Origin of the sequence: Myxococcus sp. AM010 (assembly GCF_013372585.1) — a bacterium.
GTDB lineage: Bacteria > Myxococcota > Myxococcia > Myxococcales > Myxococcaceae > Myxococcus > Myxococcus vastator.
Genome location: NZ_JABXEO010000128.1, coordinates 1 through 15,513, shown reverse-complemented (window position 1 = coordinate 15,513; position 15,513 = coordinate 1). Strand labels below are relative to the sequence as shown.

At 70.6% G+C, this 15,513-nt stretch carries 15 protein-coding genes and 1 pseudogene; 11 read left to right on the top strand and 5 right to left on the bottom strand.

All coding sequences use genetic code 11. The annotated features are described in order from the left end of the window. Positions 1 to 196 precede the first annotated feature (196 nt). Positions 197 to 1,492 carry a glutamate-1-semialdehyde 2,1-aminomutase gene (gene hemL, locus HV826_RS34170; protein ID WP_176421219.1) on the top strand — a complete coding sequence of 432 codons (1,296 nt, stop codon included), beginning with the start codon at positions 197 to 199 and terminating at the stop codon, positions 1,490 to 1,492. Then, complete coding sequence (locus HV826_RS34165) at positions 1,476 to 3,347, top strand: serine/threonine-protein kinase (protein ID WP_176421218.1); 1,872 nt, start codon at positions 1,476 to 1,478, stop codon at positions 3,345 to 3,347. The genes hemL and HV826_RS34165 overlap by 17 nt, the downstream gene beginning before the upstream one ends. Positions 3,348 to 3,362: 15 nt before the next feature. On the opposite strand, the gene HV826_RS34160 is transcribed toward HV826_RS34165, so the two are convergent. The 3 genes from HV826_RS34160 to HV826_RS34150 form a co-directional block, all read right to left on the bottom strand. Then, complete coding sequence (locus HV826_RS34160) at positions 3,363 to 4,220, bottom strand: outer membrane protein (RefSeq protein WP_176421217.1); 858 nt, start codon at positions 4,218 to 4,220, stop codon at positions 3,363 to 3,365. 52 nt (positions 4,221 to 4,272) lie between these two features. Then, positions 4,273 to 6,900: an ATP-binding protein gene (locus HV826_RS34155; protein WP_176421216.1), complete on the bottom strand. Its 2,628-nt coding sequence runs from the start codon at positions 6,898 to 6,900 to the stop codon at positions 4,273 to 4,275. Positions 6,901 to 7,068: 168 nt separating this feature from the next. Then, positions 7,069 to 7,587 carry a YbhB/YbcL family Raf kinase inhibitor-like protein gene (locus tag HV826_RS34150; protein WP_176421215.1) on the bottom strand — a complete coding sequence of 173 codons (519 nt, stop codon included), beginning with the start codon at positions 7,585 to 7,587 and terminating at the stop codon, positions 7,069 to 7,071. A gap of 346 nt (positions 7,588 to 7,933) precedes the next feature. Between HV826_RS34150 and HV826_RS34145 the strand changes: the two genes are divergently transcribed. From HV826_RS34145 to ychF, 6 genes are all read left to right on the top strand, one after another. Continuing rightward, the gene (locus HV826_RS34145; RefSeq protein ID WP_163785929.1) at positions 7,934 to 8,200 is read left to right on the top strand and encodes an AtpZ/AtpI family protein; all 267 of its coding nucleotides are present in this window, start codon (positions 7,934 to 7,936) and stop codon (positions 8,198 to 8,200) included. Further along, entirely contained in the window at positions 8,197 to 8,604 is a 408-nt protein-coding gene (locus tag HV826_RS34140; RefSeq protein ID WP_176421214.1) for a hypothetical protein, read from the top strand. Before HV826_RS34145 ends, HV826_RS34140 begins: the two co-directional genes overlap by 4 nt. Further along, the gene (gene atpB / locus HV826_RS34135) at positions 8,604 to 9,611 is read left to right on the top strand and encodes a F0F1 ATP synthase subunit A (protein WP_176421213.1); all 1,008 of its coding nucleotides are present in this window, start codon (positions 8,604 to 8,606) and stop codon (positions 9,609 to 9,611) included. Before HV826_RS34140 ends, atpB begins: the two co-directional genes overlap by 1 nt. Before the next feature lie 145 nt (positions 9,612 to 9,756). Further along, complete coding sequence (locus HV826_RS34130) at positions 9,757 to 9,987, top strand: ATP synthase F0 subunit C (protein WP_013936422.1); 231 nt, start codon at positions 9,757 to 9,759, stop codon at positions 9,985 to 9,987. A gap of 130 nt (positions 9,988 to 10,117) precedes the next feature. Continuing rightward, positions 10,118 to 10,672 (top strand): F0F1 ATP synthase subunit B, encoded by a 555-nt coding sequence (gene atpF, locus HV826_RS34125; protein ID WP_176421212.1) that lies wholly within the window; start codon positions 10,118 to 10,120, stop codon positions 10,670 to 10,672. Positions 10,673 to 10,723: 51 nt separating this feature from the next. Beyond that, positions 10,724 to 11,833 carry a redox-regulated ATPase YchF gene (gene ychF, locus HV826_RS34120; RefSeq protein ID WP_176421211.1) on the top strand — a complete coding sequence of 370 codons (1,110 nt, stop codon included), beginning with the start codon at positions 10,724 to 10,726 and terminating at the stop codon, positions 11,831 to 11,833. A gap of 84 nt (positions 11,834 to 11,917) precedes the next feature. On the opposite strand, the gene HV826_RS34115 is transcribed toward ychF, so the two are convergent. Then, positions 11,918 to 12,214 carry a hypothetical protein gene (locus HV826_RS34115; protein ID WP_176421210.1) on the bottom strand — a complete coding sequence of 99 codons (297 nt, stop codon included), beginning with the start codon at positions 12,212 to 12,214 and terminating at the stop codon, positions 11,918 to 11,920. 93 nt (positions 12,215 to 12,307) lie between these two features. Continuing rightward, complete coding sequence (locus HV826_RS34110; RefSeq protein ID WP_176421209.1) at positions 12,308 to 13,603, bottom strand: citrate synthase family protein; 1,296 nt, start codon at positions 13,601 to 13,603, stop codon at positions 12,308 to 12,310. Positions 13,604 to 13,708: 105 nt separating this feature from the next. On the opposite strand from HV826_RS34110, the gene HV826_RS34105 reads away from it, so the two are divergent. From HV826_RS34105 to HV826_RS34095, 3 genes and pseudogenes are all read left to right on the top strand, one after another. After that, entirely contained in the window at positions 13,709 to 14,212 is a 504-nt protein-coding gene (locus tag HV826_RS34105) for a cupin domain-containing protein (protein ID WP_176421208.1), read from the top strand. Positions 14,213 to 14,225: 13 nt separating this feature from the next. Then, entirely contained in the window at positions 14,226 to 14,723 is a 498-nt protein-coding gene (locus tag HV826_RS34100; protein ID WP_176421207.1) for a hypothetical protein, read from the top strand. A gap of 57 nt (positions 14,724 to 14,780) precedes the next feature. Further along, positions 14,781 to 15,513: pseudogene (locus HV826_RS34095) on the top strand (hypothetical protein); the annotation flags it as partial.

The window sequence follows — 15,513 nt, the reverse complement described above, 5'->3', positions numbered from 1 at the left end:
GGCATGGCGCGTGTCGAGCCCCTGGCGGTGCGTCGCTGAAACCATCCAACTTAGTCAGATTTACAAGAAAGACGGTTTCTTCCGTCCTGCCAGGGACTGTCCATAATGTGTCGTCGACGGAACGGAGAAGCAGGGGGCATGGGGGCGGGCGCGCGGGGACACAGAATGCCTCGTGCCGCATGTTATGGAACGCGTCATGAACCACGCTCACAGTCAGGCTCTCTTCGCCCGCGCGCAGGCCCGCATCCCCGGCGGAGTGAATTCCCCGGTGCGCGCCTTCCGAGGCGTTGGCGGCGACCCTGTCTTCTTCCGTGAAGGCACAGGTGCCTGGCTCACGGATGTGGACGGCAACCGCTACGTCGACCTCGTGGGGAGCTGGGGGCCGCTCATCCTGGGCCACGCGTATCCGCCCATCGTGGACGCCATCATCGACGCCGCCCGCAGGGGGACGTCCTATGGCGCGCCGCACGCGGGCGAGGTGGAGTTCGCGGAGCTCATCTGCGCCACCATGCCCGCGGTGGACATGGTGCGCCTGGTCTCCAGTGGCACCGAGGCCACGGTGGCGGCCATCCGCGTCGCGCGGGGCTTCACCGGCCGCGAGCACATCCTCAAGTTCGAAGGCTGCTTCCACGGCGCGGGGGACCCGTTCCTCGTGAAGGCGGGCAGCGGCGTGGAGACGCTGGGCCTGCCGGACTCGCCGGGCGTGCCGTCGGCGCTGGCGAAGCTCACGCTCACCGCGCCCTTCAACGACCTGGCCGCCGTGGAGCGCATCTTCGCGGAGAAGGGGCAGGACATCGCCTGCGCCATCATCGAGCCGGTGGTGGGCAACATGGGCGTGCTGGTGCCCAAGCCGGGGTACCTCGAAGGGCTGCAGGCGCTCTGCCAGAAGCACGGCGTGCTGCTGGTGCTGGATGAGGTCATGACGGGCTTCCGGCTGTCGCGAGGCGGCGCGCAGGAGCTGTACGGCCTCAAGCCGGACCTCACCACCATGGCCAAGGTGATTGGCGGAGGCATGCCGCTGGGCGCGTATGGTGGCCGCCGCGACATCATGGAGCAGGTGGCTCCGGCGGGCCCGGTGTACCAGTCCGGCACGCTGTCGGGGAACCCGGTGGCGGTGGCGGCGGGCCTGGCGTGCCTCAAGGCCCTGGCGGCGCCCGGCACCTACGCGCGGCTGGAGGAGGTCAGCCGCATGCTGGAGGTCGGCCTGCTCGCCGAGGCGAAGGCCGCGGACGTGCCCGTCACCGTCAACCGCGTGGGCAGCATGCTCACGGTGTTCTTCACCGGTGAGCCCGTCTACGACTACACCAGCGCGAAGACGGCGGACACGGCGCGCTTCGGGAAGTTCTTCCACGCCATGCTGAACGAAGGCGTCTACCTGCCGCCCAGCCAGTTCGAGGCGGCGTTCGTATCGCTGGCCATTGGCGAGCCGGAAGTCGCGCACGTCCTCGCGGCGGCGAGAAAGGCCTTCCGTTCGCTTGGCAAGACCGGTTGAGCCCGCGCCCCTCGAGGGGCCCGTCCGCTTCGGTCCCTATACCCTCGCGCGCCGCATTGGCGCCGGGGGGATGGGCGAGGTGTTCCTCGCGCGGGAGGAGGCGCCTCGTCGTGCCTGTGTGGTGAAGAAGGTCCTCCCGCAGCTCATGGCGAGCCCCCAGTTCGCCGGGCGCTTCCGGGACGAAGCCCGCGTGGTGGTGCGGCTGCACCATCCGAACATCGCGCGCGTGTACGCCATGGGCGAGGTGGAAGGGCAGCTCTACCTGTCCATGGAGTACGTGCAGGGCAAGACGCTCAGCCGGCTGACGTACCGGCTGCGGCAGCTCGGGCGGACGTTGCCGTTGGGCATCATGCTCCACCTGGGGCAGCGGCTCTGCGAGGGCCTGGCGTACGCGCACGACGCGACGGACGAGTTCGGCAACCCGCTGCACCTGGTCCACCGGGACTTGTCTCCCGCGAACGTGTGCATCAGCTACGCGGGCGAGGTGAAGATCATCGACTTCGGCGCGGCGCAGTCCACGCTGAAGGAGCAGCAGACGGCGCCTCGGGTGGTGATTGGCAACCTGACGTACATGGCGCCGGAGCAGGCGCGGAAGCGCTTCGTGGACCGGCGCGCGGACGTGTACGCGGTGGGCGCCCTGCTGTGGGAGCTGTTCGCATGGAAGCCCCTGGTACAGCGGGGCGACCCGGTGGAGCGGTGGCGGCGCGCGGCATACCCCCAGTGGGAGCCAGCGGGGAGCGTCCGGCAGGGCGTGCCTACCAGCGTGGATGCGTTCCTGATGCGCGCGCTGGCCTCCGAGCCCGACAACCGCTTCCCGGATGCGGCCGCCATGGGCGCGGAGCTGGCGCGGATGAAGGCGAAGCTGGCGCCCAACGTGGGAGACGCGGACGTCGCGCGCCTCATCGCGGCCGCGTTCCCCCGCGAGAAGAAGGCGGAGGAGCTCGTGCTCCGCGAGCTGCTGCGGGAGCCGCGCTCCCGCGCGCTCACCGAGCCCGCGCTGGCCACCGTGCTCGCGCCGCCCACCGCGCTCGCGTTCGAGCACGAGGGCATCGACGCGCCCGAGGACTACGTCCCGGCCGAGCGTGGCGACGCGGAGACCTTGAAGGCGCCGCCGGACGCCGCCGTGCGAGGCACGCCAGCGAAGGCAGTGCCCGCCGCGCACGGCGACGCGGATGAACTTGAAGTCACGGTGCGCGGGATTCCTGGAAAGACGCCGGAGGTGCCTCGCGCCGTGAACGAACCCCGCGTCACCGCGCTGTACGGGACGGAGGACGAGGCGACAGTGGTGGAGGGTGAAGCCACCGTCGTCCAGCCAGCGCGAGGCCCGACCGCGGGCGCGCCACGCGATGCGGACGAGGAGACCACGGTCGTTCAGCCCGAGCGTGCCCGGATGGCGGCGGACGCCAGGACCGCGAACCCCGGAGCCAGCCTGGGCGGAGACGCGGCGGCCACCGAAGCCGTCGATGCGGCGAAGCTGATGGTCGCGCTGGAAAGGGCGGAGGCCACTCGAAGCCAGGACGCTCGCGCCGCTGTGTCCGAAGACGTCACCGTGACGGAGGTGAATCCCGCCAGGGCGCCCCAGTCCTTGCCGCCCCAGGCCGCGCAGTCACGCCGAGCCACCCGCGAGACGCAGGTGGGCTTCGGCGTGGACATCTCCCAGGCGGTGGATGCCGCGGCGGTGGAGGCCCGTCGTCTGGAGTTGGTGCGCGCCATCACGGGGGATGAAGCGCTGCCCGCGCCAGCGCCCGAGGAGGACTCCGGCACCTGGCTCCGCGGTGGGCGCCCCTGGCTCGTCGCGGCGCTCTGCGTGGGCGCGTGTGCCCTGGGGCTCGCGCTGGCGTGGGCGTTGTCCTGAAGCCAGCCGCGGGCGTCAGCTCCCCGAGGGCAGCCGGTAGCTGAAGCCCAGGCTGATGGTGGCGGTGTCAATCCAGTTGCTGGTGAAGCCGTCACCGAACTCGTCCTCGTTGTCGTCCGACGTGCCTCGCGCGCCGCCGCCCAGGTAGCGCAGGTTGAGGAACGCATCCACGTTGTCGGTGATGCGCACGCCGCCGCGCAGGGACGCGTCCAGCAGCGCGCCCGTGGTGTTGGAGTCACTGTCGCCGTTGATGATGGCCGTGGGCGCGTAGCTGCCGTCCGCCTCGAAGCCCAGCCACCAGCCACGGCCCAGGCCCCACCGTCCGCGCACCTTCAGCAGCGGCACCGGCCCCACGTCCCGCGCCGTCCGCCGCAGCGTCCCGTCCGCGGAGGTGAAGACATAGTTCGCGTTGCGCAGCTGGAGGGACACCCCCACGGACAGCTCGCGGTCCGCCCCGGACAGCAAATCGTACAGGTAGCTGGCCCGGTAGAATGGGAAGCTGTAGCGCACGTCCAGCGGCGTGCCCGCGGGGAAGTCCAGCGCGTCGATGCGCACGTTCCGCTTGAGCACCACCTGCGTGTCGATGGCCAGCGGCTGGTAGAGGAACACCACCGAGTGCCGGCCCTTCAACGTCAGCTCCGCCGACAGCCGCATGAAGTTGTAGAGGTTGTCCTGCCCGCCGTCGTCCGTGTAACGGAACAGGGTGCCGTCACTGCCCTGGCGCAGGCTGTGGGCCAGCACGTCCAGGAAGCCCAGCTCTCCCACGAACTTGAGCTGCACCGGAGGCTCGTCCGGAGGCGTGGGCGCCTGGGCCTGGACGGCGAAGGTGCTCAGACAGAGAAGGACTCCCAGGACGGCGGCATGGCGGCGCATTTCTACTCCTCGCGAAGGGATTTGCGCCCCGGACGCGTGAGCTTCAAGTGCGTTACCAACCTTCGCTCACCGCCGTGGCGGGGGTGTCCAGAGGGAGATAGAGCCGGAAGGTGGTGCCCTGGCCCGGCTGGGACTCCAGCGCGACCCGGCCCTGGTGCGACTCGATGATGCGCTTCACCACCGCCAGCCCCAGGCCGGTGCCCTTGGCCTTGGTGGTGAAGAAGGGCTCGAAGATGCGCGCCCGCACGTCGGGGGCGATGCCCGGCCCGCTGTCCGCGAACCGCACTTCGACTTCGGGCGTCCCCGTCGCGCGCCGGACACTCGCGCGCAGCATGCCGCCCTGGGGCATGGCCTGCACGGCGTTGATGGCGAGGTTGAGGAAGGCCTGGCGCATCATCCGCTCGTCCACTGTCACCGAGGGGACATCGTCCGCCAGGTCCAGCTCCACGCGCACCTGGCCCGGGGCCTCCGCCAGCGCGCCTCGCACCGCGTCCTCCACCAGGGGCGACAGCGGCACGGCATAGGGATGTGGCGCGGGCGGACGCGCGAAGGTGAGCAGGTCCGCGACGATGCGGTTGAGCCGGTCCGATTCCTCTCCGACGATGTCCAGCAGCGGCACCGCCGCGCTGTCCGGCCCGACGATGCGCCGCAGGGACGCCACCGAGTTGAAGATGGCGCCCAGGGGGTTGCGCACCTCATGGGCCACCACGGCGGACAGCTCGCCCAGCGCGGCCAGCCGCTCACGGTGCACCAGTTGAGCCTGGGTCCGGGCCAGCTCCACGTAGCTGGCTTGAAGGTCCTCCACCAGCCGCGCGCCCTCGCGGGCCAGCGCCAGTTGGTTGGCGATGGCGCTGGCTCGCTCCACCTCCGCGAGCGTGAAGCGCCGCGGCCGCCGGGTCTCCACCGCCATCATCACGCCCATGGGGCGCTCGTGGACCACCAGGGGGAGCACCAGGAACGCTCGCGCGCCAGGCAGGCGCCGGACCTCTTCGTTGACGCGCAGGTCGGAGCGGGCGTCCTCCACCATCACCACCTCGCGCGTGTGGAACGCCACCGACGCGAGCGACGCATCGGCCGGGAGGAGCGGCAGGTCGTGCCCTTGCAGCTCCGGTGAGCCGCCCGTCATCGCGCGCAGCTGGAGCCGCTCGCCCGAGCTGTCCGGCAGGAACACGTAGGCGTCCGACGTGTCCACGATGCGCGCCAGGCTGGTGGCGCCAATGTGCAGCAGCTTGTCCAGCTCCAGGGTGGCCGCCAGCGCCTTGGCCACCTCGTGCAGCAGCGCCAGGTCCTCGGCGCGGCCACGAAGCTCATGCAGCAGCCGGTGGGATTCGATGGCCGCCGCGAAGTGGCTGCCCATGGCCTGCAGCGTCTCCCGTTCGAGCGGCGTCAGGGGCCGGCGCTCCCGGAAGAGGGCGGACAGCGTGCCCACGCCCCTCGAGCGCACCCTCAGGGGAACGACCACCACGGTGCGGAAGCCTTGCCGCCGCAGCTCCTCGCGCAGGTCGTCCGGACAGGACTCCACCTCGCGCTCCAGCGGGACGCCTTCGCGCTGCGCCTGGAGGCACAGGCTCCCGGCTCGCCAGCGCCGCGTGAAGTCCTCCGAGCCTTCTGCGTCCAGGCCGCGTGAGTACGCGAGCTCCACCTCGCCGTCGTCCGCTGGCAGGAGCACCGTCACCGCGTCGCAGCCCAGGAGCCCGGCGATTTCGTCGGTCCCCGGCGCGAACAGCGCCTGCGGGTGCGGCGCGGAGGCCATCACCGAGGCCAGGCGGTTGAGCGCCGCCAGCGCCGTGTTCTGCGCGGACAGGCGGGAGATGGTGAGCGCCGCGTCCAGCGCCGCGGACACCTGCGCGCCGAAGAGCCGCACCGGTGGGAGCTCCTCCTCGCGCAGCCAGTCCGCCACCAGCGCGAGCATGGCCCGGGGCTGGCCCTCCACGTCGACGCGCACCGCGATGGCCCGCGTCTGTCCGGCGCGCTGGAGGCCCTGGCGCACCCGCTCGCCTCGGGCGCCCCGAAGGAAGCGCTCGGCCTCCTGCGGCAGCTCGTCCGTATAGGCCGCGCTGTCGCGCCACGCGCGCTTCAGCACGGGAGGCCACTGGCCCACCACATCCCGTATCCAGCGGCCGCTCAGCGCCGCGTCTTCCATGGGCACCATGCCGGGCGGTACGAACGTCTGCCCCAGCCGGACGCCCAGCCGGTCCGGCGAAAGCCACGCGCAGCCGAGTCCCAGCTCTTCCACGCCGGAGAACATCCGCCGCAGCACTTCGCCCTCGGTGCGCAGCGAAGGCAGGCTCGCGCCCAGCTCGGCCAGCCGCTGGAGCACACCGCGGCGCCGGGCCCGCGCCGACACGTCGCGCACCAGCACCACCCACTCCGTGCCGCTGGGAATGACGGTCAGCTCCACCCGGCGCTCCTCTTCGGCGGTGCGCAGCATCGTCTCGTAGGTGGTGGGGACGGGCTCGCCGCGCTTGCGCCGGGCATGCCGGGACGCCAGCTCCGCCGCGCTCGCCGCCGATACGAGGAGCGTGGCGGCCTCGCCCAGCACGGCCTCACGCGGGTAGCCCGACATCGTCACCAGCGCCTCATTCACATAGACGAAGCGGCCGTCACGGACGACGCAGACACCCACGGACATCGCATCAAAGGGGCCGTAGGTTGCCCCGGTTTCGGCGGCGGTTTTCACGGCAGCCTGACTCTTCCACCGCTGCCAGCCCGCGCGAAATCGCCCGCCCGCCGCTTCGCCCACCATCCCACAACCCGGCGCCGCCCCTGCGGCTTGTACGTAGAGCGGGCTCGGCCACGCGGTGCAGCCGAGCCCCTGCCTCCAAGGCGGTTGGCGCCGTGAGCCGAATCAGGCGGGAGCGGCCCCGGGGGACTCCGCGCCGCGGTGGTGGACCTTGGTGTACAGCCCGATGAGCTCCGCCTGTCCCACGATGTGGCCCTCCATGGCCTCCTGGAGCTGCGTGCGCGAGGCGCGGCCCAGGTCCGGCAGCACCGTGTCCAGGGCGAACAGGCGGAAGTAGTACCGGTGCCTGCCCACCGGTGGCATGGGGCCCCCGTAGTCCTGGCGGTGGAAGTCGTTCTGGCCCTGGCGGGCGCCCTCCGGGAGGACGTCCGGCGTGGCGCCTTCCGGCAGGCCCTGGGCCGAAGGTGGGATGTTGTAGACAACCCAGTGGGAGAAGGTCATCTGAGGGTTGCGCGGGTCTGGCGCGTCCGGGTCCTCCACGATGAGGGCCAGGCTCTTCGTCCCGGCGGGCATGCCCGTCCATTGGAGCGGCGGTGAGATGTCCTCGCCCTCGCCGGTGTAGGCAATGGGGATGAGGTCGCCGTCCTTGAAGCGGGGGGACGTGAGCACGAGCGGCTTCGGCATGGAGTCCTCCAGAGGTGTCGCGGTCGGTTGACGCGTATCGGGTGCAAGCTGGCGACGCAGGCGCCCGGGCGCCGAGGAGCGGGCCGGCAGGCGCCCGGAGGCCGGTCACCCGGGCGTTGGGGCAGGCGGCCCTGTCCCCAGGCGCCTCACCAGAGGAGAAAACGCCCTGGTGAGCCCCTCGGGAGGGCCCTCGATTCCATGCGGGGCAGATCGGCGGTAGCTGAGCTTGCCGAAGCGGCAATCGCCGCTGGGGGCCGGGGGGCCGCGGCCCATGGTAGCGGTTGCGTGTGCCGCGTGTTCGGTGTTAAGCGGCGCCCGCGCATAGAGGGGTTTGGGAGGCGTCCGAATGGAAGTGAAGGAGCCCCGGAAACCGGGCGGTTCGGACGGCAGCGAGCTGGGGGAGACGGCCCGGCAGATGAGGGCGGCGCAACCCTACGTCTCGGCGGTGTGGAAGCTGGTGGGTGGCGCGGTGGTGGGCGTGCTGGGCGGCTACTGGCTGGACGGGTGGTTGGGGACGGGGCCCTGGTTGATGGTGGTGCTGAGCCTGGTGGGTATCTGCGTGGGCTTCTACGGGTTCCTCCATGAGATGGCCCGGCTGGGGAAGCGGAAGTGACGGCGCGGGGCGGTAGCGGGACGGACTCCTTCCGGAGTCATGCGGCGCTGGCGGGTGGCGTGGCGGTGGTGGGCCTGGCGCTGGCGGCGTTGATGCCGCAGGTGGTGGAGGACCGGGTTTCGGCGCTGTGGGGCGTGGGGCTGGCGGCGGTGACGGGCGCGGTGGCGCTGGTGCTGAAACGGCGGGCGGTGCGGCAGGACCTCAACGCCGCGCTGAAGGTGGTCGGAATCATCTTTGGCCTTCGGGCCGTGGGCGTGTTGGCGGGGCTGTTGGGCGTGGTGTCGCGGGGAATGGCGGCGGTGCCGTTCATCGCCGGGTTCTTCGGCGTCTACTTCGCGCTGCAGTGGATTGAAGTGAGCTACGTGATGGCCGCGTCGAAGGAATCGGCGGGCGGAGACGAGTGATGCGCAAGGCAATGGTGCTGTTCGCCAGTCTGTTTGCTGCCACGGCGTGGGCCGCGGGGTCCGAAGACGACGTGCCGGGGTACATCCTCCACCACGTCGTGGACTCGCCCTATCTGGAGATCGAGGTCCCGCTCAGCAGCCCCATCCACGCGCTGGACTTCCCGAAGTGGCACATCCCGCTGAAGACCAACGGGTGCGCGGCGCGGATGACGGCGCACGGCGAGGAGGTCCCAAGCCTCACGGAAGGCTGCCTGGACCTGTCCCTCACGAAGCACACCGTGATGATGTGGCTGGCCGCGCTGCTGCTGATGGCCACCCTGTTCACCTGGAGCAACCGCGACAAGACGAAGCTGGTGCCGCGCGGCGCGGGCGCCAACCTCATCGAGATGCTGGTGCTGTTCGTTCGTGACGAGCTGGCCATCAAGAACATCGGCAAGGAGGAGGGCCCCCGTTACGTGCCCTACCTGCTCACCGCGTTCTTCTTCGTCCTCTTCATGAACCTGCTGGGCCTGGTGCCCTGGATGGCGACGGCCACCGGCAACCTGGCCGTCACCGCGTCGCTGGCGCTCTGCACCTTCGTCATCACCCAGGCGGCGGGCATCCGCGCGGCGGGCCTGGGCGGCTACCTGAAGCACCTGACGGGTGGCGTGGCGCCCTGGCTGTGGCCCATCATGATTCCGGTGGAGGTGCTGGGGCTGTTCACCAAGCCCTTCGCCCTCACGATGCGTCTGTTCGCCAACATGCTGGCGGGCCACATCGTCCTCTTCTTCCTGCTGGGCCTCATCTTCATCCTCGGCCACCCGGCGGTGGCGCTGGTGAGCGTGCCCTTCGCCTTCGCCATCTACCTGCTCGAGCTGTTCGTGGCCTTCGTGCAGGCGTACGTCTTCACGATGCTGTCGGCGCTGTTCATCGGCATGAGCGTGGCCATGGGTCATCACCATGACGACCACGGCCACGAGTCCGAGGTGGGCCCCAGCCACGACCACGGCAAGGCGCACCACGTCTAGGCCGTTTGTGACGAGTTAGCGGGGCGCGGGAGTCCGCCGCCCCGGTCGAAGACCCGGTGGTTCGAAAGGCCGCCGGAGGTAGTCCTAAAGGGCCATCACGACCCCCCCACAAGCGGGTCCACGCTACGAAAGAACAAGTGTCACCATGACCAACCTCGCTCTTGCCTTCCTCGCCGCCGGTCTGGGTGCCGGTCTCTCCATCATCGGTGCCGCGCTCGGCATTGGTAAGCTGGCCGCCGCCGCCATGGACGCCACGGGCCGTCAGCCGGCCGCGGGCGGCGACATCCGCACCACGATGATCATCGCGGCGGCCCTCATCGAAGGCGCCACGCTGTTCGCGCTGGTCGTTTGCATCCTGCTCGCCACCAAGGTCTAGGCGAGCGCAGGTCGAGTCATCGCTGGACGGTCGCCGGTGCCCGGAGGGAATTCCACCTCGGGCGCCGGCCGCTCCAGCCGCGGTCACCGAAGTCTTCGCAGCCTCCCTCCCTCACGCTGGACATCCCGCCATGTTCCTGCCCTCTGTCCTCGCCGCCAGTAACCTCGTGAAGGTCCAGCCGGGCCTCATCTTCTGGACCCTCATCACCTTCGTCATCGTGGCCATCGTCCTGAAGATGAAGGCGTGGGGCCCCATCCTGTCGCTGGTCGAGGAGCGCGAGAAGCAGATCGCCAGCTCCATCGAGAGCGCCAAGCGTGAGCGCGCCGAGGCGGAGAAGCTGCTGGCCGACCAGAAGACGGCCATCGCCGAGGCCCGCCGCGAGGCCGCGGAGATGATGCGCCGCAACACGCAGGAGATGGAGAAGTTCCGCGAGGAGCTCATGGCCAAGAGCCGCAAGGAGGCCGAGGAGCTCAAGCTGAGCGCGCGTCGCGAGATTGACGAGCAGAAGGCGAAGGCCATCGCCGAGGTCCGCTCCATGGCGGTCGACCTGGCCATGGACGTCGCCGGCAAGCTCATCAGCGAGCGCATGGACGACAGCAAGCAGCGCGCGCTGGCCGAGCAGTTCGTCCAGGGCCTGCCGCTGAACGGCACCAGCGCCACCGGCGCCGTGCGCCGCACCGCCTAATCCCCTTCTGGGGAAGCGCGCCCCCCGGCGCGCGTGTTCCAGGGAATCACCATGGGTCTATCCATCGGAATCGTCGGGCTGCCCAACGTCGGCAAGTCCACCCTGTTCAACGCGCTGTCGGCCGCGGGCGCGCAGGCGGCCAACTATCCCTTCTGCACCATCGAGCCCAACGTGGGCGTGGTGCCCGTGCCGGATGACCGCCTGGACCAGCTGTCCGCGCTCATCAAGCCGCTGAAGAAGGTGCCCACCTCGCTGGAGTTCGTGGACATCGCCGGCCTGGTGCGCGGCGCGTCCAAGGGCGAAGGCCTGGGCAACCAGTTCCTGGGCAACATCCGCCAGGTCAACGCCGTGCTCCACGTGCTGCGCTGCTTCGAGGACGAAAACGTCACCCACGTCGAGGGCGGGGTGAACCCGGTGCGGGACCGGGACGTGGTCGACACGGAGCTGTGCCTCAAGGACCTGGAGACGGTGGAGAAGCGCCGCGAGCGCACCTTGAAGAACACGAAGATGGGCGGCAAGGCCGGCGAGGAGGCCAAGGCCGAGGTGGCGCTGCTGGACCGCATCAAGGCGAGCCTGGACAACGGCATCACCGTGCGCGCCCAGAAGCTCACCGAGGAGGAGAGCGCCGCCATCCATGACCTGTTCCTGCTCACCGACAAGCCCGTGCTGTACGTGGCGAACATCGGCGAGGCGGAGCTGGGCAAGGAGGACGCCAACCCCCACGTGAAGGCCGTCCGGGAGATGGCCGCGAAGGAGGGCTTCGAGGTGGTGGTGCTCGCCGCCGCGCTGGAGTCCGAAATCCAGCAGCTCCCGGAGTCGGAGCGTCCGGGCTTCCTGGAGAGCGCGGGCCTGTCCGAGCCGGGCCTGCACAAGGTGGTGCGCGCCGGCTACAAGCTGCTGGGCCTGTGGACGTACTTCACCGTGGGCGAGCAGGAGTGCCGCGCGTGGACCATCCACGAGGGCTACAAGGCCCCGCAGGCCGCTGGCGTCATCCACTCCGACTTCGAGCGCGGCTTCATCAAGGCCGAGGTGATGCGCTGGGAGGACCTGGTGAAGCTGGGCAGTGAGTCCGCCGTGAAGGAGCGGGGCATGCTGCGCGTGGAAGGCAAGGAGTACGTCGTCCAGGATGGCGACTGCATGCACTTCCGCTTCAACGTGTAGCGGTCAGCACACGGCAGGCTTCGCGGGCGCTGTGCTTCCAGACGGTCCAGTCTGGAGGCGGCGCCCGCGAGCCGTTTCAGGGGCTCAGAAGCCGCGCGGGCCTTGCAGCACGGTGTAGACCCAGATGCCCACGGCGATGAGCGCCAGCACGGTGGTGAAGGTCGCCGTGCGGCGCATGCGCGGGCGCTCCTCCACCGGGTGGCGCGAGGCGAAGAGCCACATGCCGCCCACCCGCAGGACGAGGAACATGAGGAGCAGGAGCGGGCCCACCACCTGCCAGCCAGAGGGGCGCATCAGCACCACGCCCCACGAGGCGAGGAAGGCGACGTTGCCGAGAAGTGAGGCGATGGCGAAACGGGGATATACGCGTCGAGTGTCCACGGCGCGGGAGTTTCCCCTCACGCGTGTGGGACTCCAACGACGGACTTCGTTGGGTGCGCGGCAGGCGACAGTGGCCCTTCACGCAGTCCCATGTCACGCCGTGCCCGGACGCTTCGCTTCCACGTAGCGGGCTCGGGGGCGCAGCAGGTGGCCTTGCTCGCGTTGCTCCAGGACGTGGGCCACCCAGCCCGCCGCGCGCCCCACGGCGAACAGCGTGGCGCCAGCGCCCGGAGGCAGTCCCAGCGCTCCGGCGAGCATCACCAGTCCGAAGTCCACGGACGGGGGCGGATGTCCCGCCGCGCGCATGGCTTCCAGCACGGCGCTGGCGATGCGGACATTGGGGGCCTCGGGGCTCACGGCACGAGCGGCTGCCACCAGCGGCGGCGTTCGCGGGTCTCCGTCCGGGTAGAGCTGATGGCCGAAGCCGGGGACCGCTTCACCTCGCCGCAGCCGCTCCCGGATGACCTCCGCGGCACGCTCCGGCCGTCCCACCTCCACGAGCAAGGCCTCCACGCGGTCGCAGGCCCCTCCGTGTTTGGGCCCGGAGAGCGCGGCCAGCGCGGCGCTCAAACAGGCGTACAGGTCCGCGCCAGAGGAGGCCGCCACGCGCACGGTGAACGTGGACACGTTCAGTTCATGGTCCGCGCACAGCACCAGCGCACGGTTGAGCAGCTCCGGTGCCCGCTTCACGCGGGTGTTCCAGGCTCGCGCCAGGGACTGCGCCACCGTTGGCTCGCTTAAGGCTTGCGTCACCCGTCCCGGCGCGTTCGCCACGCAGACCCAGGCGGACAGGTGGCGCAGCAGCCTCCGGGCGCGGGCCCGCTCCTGCTCAGGTGGAGCGGCAAAGCGTGCCGGGTCCCTTGCGCCCAGGAGCGGCATCAACGCAGACAGCGCGGCCACGGGAGGTGTTCCACGGGGCAGCAGCTTCGCCAGCTCGGACGGTGGAAACGCCGGCTCAGGGGAGGGCCACCGTGACGCTTCCTCGGGCAGCGTGCCCGTCCACAACAGCTCCGCTACGTCCTCGAACGCGCGTCCTTCCACCGCGAGCGTCACCGCCGAATGGCCTCGGTACGCGAGCCCCTCCGCGCCCACGCGGGACACCGACGAGTCGATGACAGGCTCGCCCCAGCGCAAGGCGCCCGAGGCCACCGCGGCGTGTCCCGCTCTCGCGTCGTGCCTCGCCTTCAGTCGCTCCAAATCCGAGCGCACATAGCGGTTCTCCTTGGTGCCGCGCTCCGGCACGCAGCGCACGAGGCCCCGGCTGACGTAGGTGTAGAGCGTGGCCCGCTTCACGCCCAGGAGCGTGGCGGCCTGCGCCGCGGTCACGAACTCCTCCTCAGGTCGATGGTCGAATCGAGATTGAGAGCGTCCGCCCTTGCGCCTACTCATGGCTCACGCACCTCCGCGAAGGCCATTGTCGACTCGACTGGATGGCGTGTCGACACGTCCCATTCTCGCTGCTCGCGACGCGACCCTGAACAGGAGCACCTGCCCATGTCCTCGCATCCTCACGTCGTCCACGAGCCCGAGCTTCCCTGGACCGAAGTCACGCAAGGTCCCCGGGTGGAGTACCGCCGCAAGCAACTGGGCGCCACCGCCAAGGGCCGCAAGCTGGGGTGCAGCTTGATGGAGCTGCCACCCGGCAGGCACGCGTGGCCGCGGCACTACCACCTGGCCAATGAAGAGGCCTATTACATCCTCGCGGGGACGGGCCGGCTGCGCCTGGGGGACGACACCGTCGCCGTCAAGGCGGGCGACTACGTGGCGCTGCCGGTGGGGCCCGAGGGCGCGCACCAGCTCCTCAACGATGGGGCCGAGACGCTGCGCTACCTCGCCTTCTCCACCATGGTGGAGCCGGACGTCATGGTGTACCCGGACTCTGGGAAGGTGGTCATCTCCGCGGGCAGTGCTCCCGGGGGCGACAAGGCGGCTCGGACCCTGTTCACCACGCTGCCCCTCTCCGCGGAGGTGGACTACTGGAGCGGCGAGGAGCGATAGGCTGTGGGCCGCGATGGCCCCATTGCTCGACGTGCTCATCCAGGAGCGACTCCTCAAGGACCGCGATGCCGCCGCGGCGCTGCTGCCGCGTGGCGAGCCTCCTCACGTGTCCATGCTGCGCCTGTGTGACGCGGGCCTGCTCGAAGGCGGCTTGTCCGTGGGGTACGGCGTGCGCGCCGACGAGCTGGTGGGTCCGCTCACCAATGCCATGGGCGGCGCGGCCCGGCGCTTCAAGGTGGTGGATGTGCGCGAGCGCCCCGTGCTGGAGCTCCACGTCATGGCCGGTGACGTGACGGAGCGCTGGGAGGTGGAGGACCTGTCCGCGTTGGTGCACAACCTCAACAGCCTCTACCGCGATGCGCCGGACGTGCGCGCGGTGGCCGAGCTGGGCGAGTGGGAGGACGCACTCCAGCTCTGGTGCGTGGACAAGCGCGCCCTGCCGAGGCTCGCGCGTCAGTCCTTCTTCGCGCCGCGCAACGGCCGGGCGCTGATGAACCCCTCGGGCGAGTGAGCCCTCAGGGGGGCCCGCACTCGCGGTGGACCCTCCTTCTGAGGCAGCATGAGGGGGATGCGCTTCGTCCTGTCCTGCCTGCTCGTGTTGCTCCCGGCGTCCCCCGCGCTGGCGGAGCTGGATTCCTTCGGCCTGGGCTCGGGCCGTGATGGCGCGCTGTCCGTCACGACGGTGGGGCGCGTCCTCAACGCCGCCACGCCGCTGACGGACCTCGCGGTGGTGGGCGCCCGTGACGTTCCGGTGCAGAGCGTCTCGGGCTTCACCGTGGGCGCGCTGGTGCTGCTCCACCAGAGCGGTGGGTCGGAGGATGCCGTGGTCTCCGGCGACGGCGGCACCCTGGAGCTTCGGCGGATGGGCCACTGGGAGCTGGCGCGCGTGGACGCGGTGACGGCCTCGCCGCCCGTGCTGCGCCTCTCCGAGCCCCTGGTGCAGGCCTACACCGCGCCCGGCGCGCAGGTGGTCTCCGTGCCTGAGTACACGAACGTCCTCGTGTCCGCGGGTGCCTCCATCGTTGCCCGTCCATGGGACGGGCGCAGCGGCGGCATCCTGGCCTTCCTCGCCACGGGCACGCTGACGAACCACGGCCTCATCAGCGCGGATGGCATGGGCTTCCGGGGCGGGGCCTTCCTCAACCACCCGGACCTCCTTGGTTGCGCCGGCCTGGACATCCCACCCGAGGCAGGCGGTGCCTACAAAGGGGAGGGCCTGCGGATGGGCCGCTTCGGCGCGGCCTCGGGGCGCGGCTCCGTGGCGGGTGAGGGCGGCGGTGGCAACTGCCACAACGCGGGAG

Bases quoted from the DNA above. Each gene is read 5' to 3' on its own strand.
- HV826_RS34130 (WP_013936422.1), top strand. From the start codon at position 9,757: ATGACCAACCTCGCTCTTGCCTTCCTCGCCGCCGGTCTGGGTGCCGGT.
- HV826_RS34160 (WP_176421217.1), bottom strand. From the start codon at position 4,220: ATGCGCCGCCATGCCGCCGTCCTGGGAGTCCTTCTCTGTCTGAGCACC.
- HV826_RS34105 (WP_176421208.1), top strand. From the start codon at position 13,709: ATGTCCTCGCATCCTCACGTCGTCCACGAGCCCGAGCTTCCCTGGACC.
- hemL (WP_176421219.1), top strand. From the start codon at position 197: ATGAACCACGCTCACAGTCAGGCTCTCTTCGCCCGCGCGCAGGCCCGC.
- atpB (WP_176421213.1), top strand. From the start codon at position 8,604: ATGCGCAAGGCAATGGTGCTGTTCGCCAGTCTGTTTGCTGCCACGGCG.
- HV826_RS34145 (WP_163785929.1), top strand. From the start codon at position 7,934: ATGGAAGTGAAGGAGCCCCGGAAACCGGGCGGTTCGGACGGCAGCGAG.
- atpF (WP_176421212.1), top strand. From the start codon at position 10,118: ATGTTCCTGCCCTCTGTCCTCGCCGCCAGTAACCTCGTGAAGGTCCAG.
- HV826_RS34110 (WP_176421209.1), bottom strand. From the start codon at position 13,603: ATGAGTAGGCGCAAGGGCGGACGCTCTCAATCTCGATTCGACCATCGA.
- HV826_RS34100 (WP_176421207.1), top strand. From the start codon at position 14,226: ATGGCCCCATTGCTCGACGTGCTCATCCAGGAGCGACTCCTCAAGGAC.
- HV826_RS34150 (WP_176421215.1), bottom strand. From the start codon at position 7,587: ATGCCGAAGCCGCTCGTGCTCACGTCCCCCCGCTTCAAGGACGGCGAC.
- ychF (WP_176421211.1), top strand. From the start codon at position 10,724: ATGGGTCTATCCATCGGAATCGTCGGGCTGCCCAACGTCGGCAAGTCC.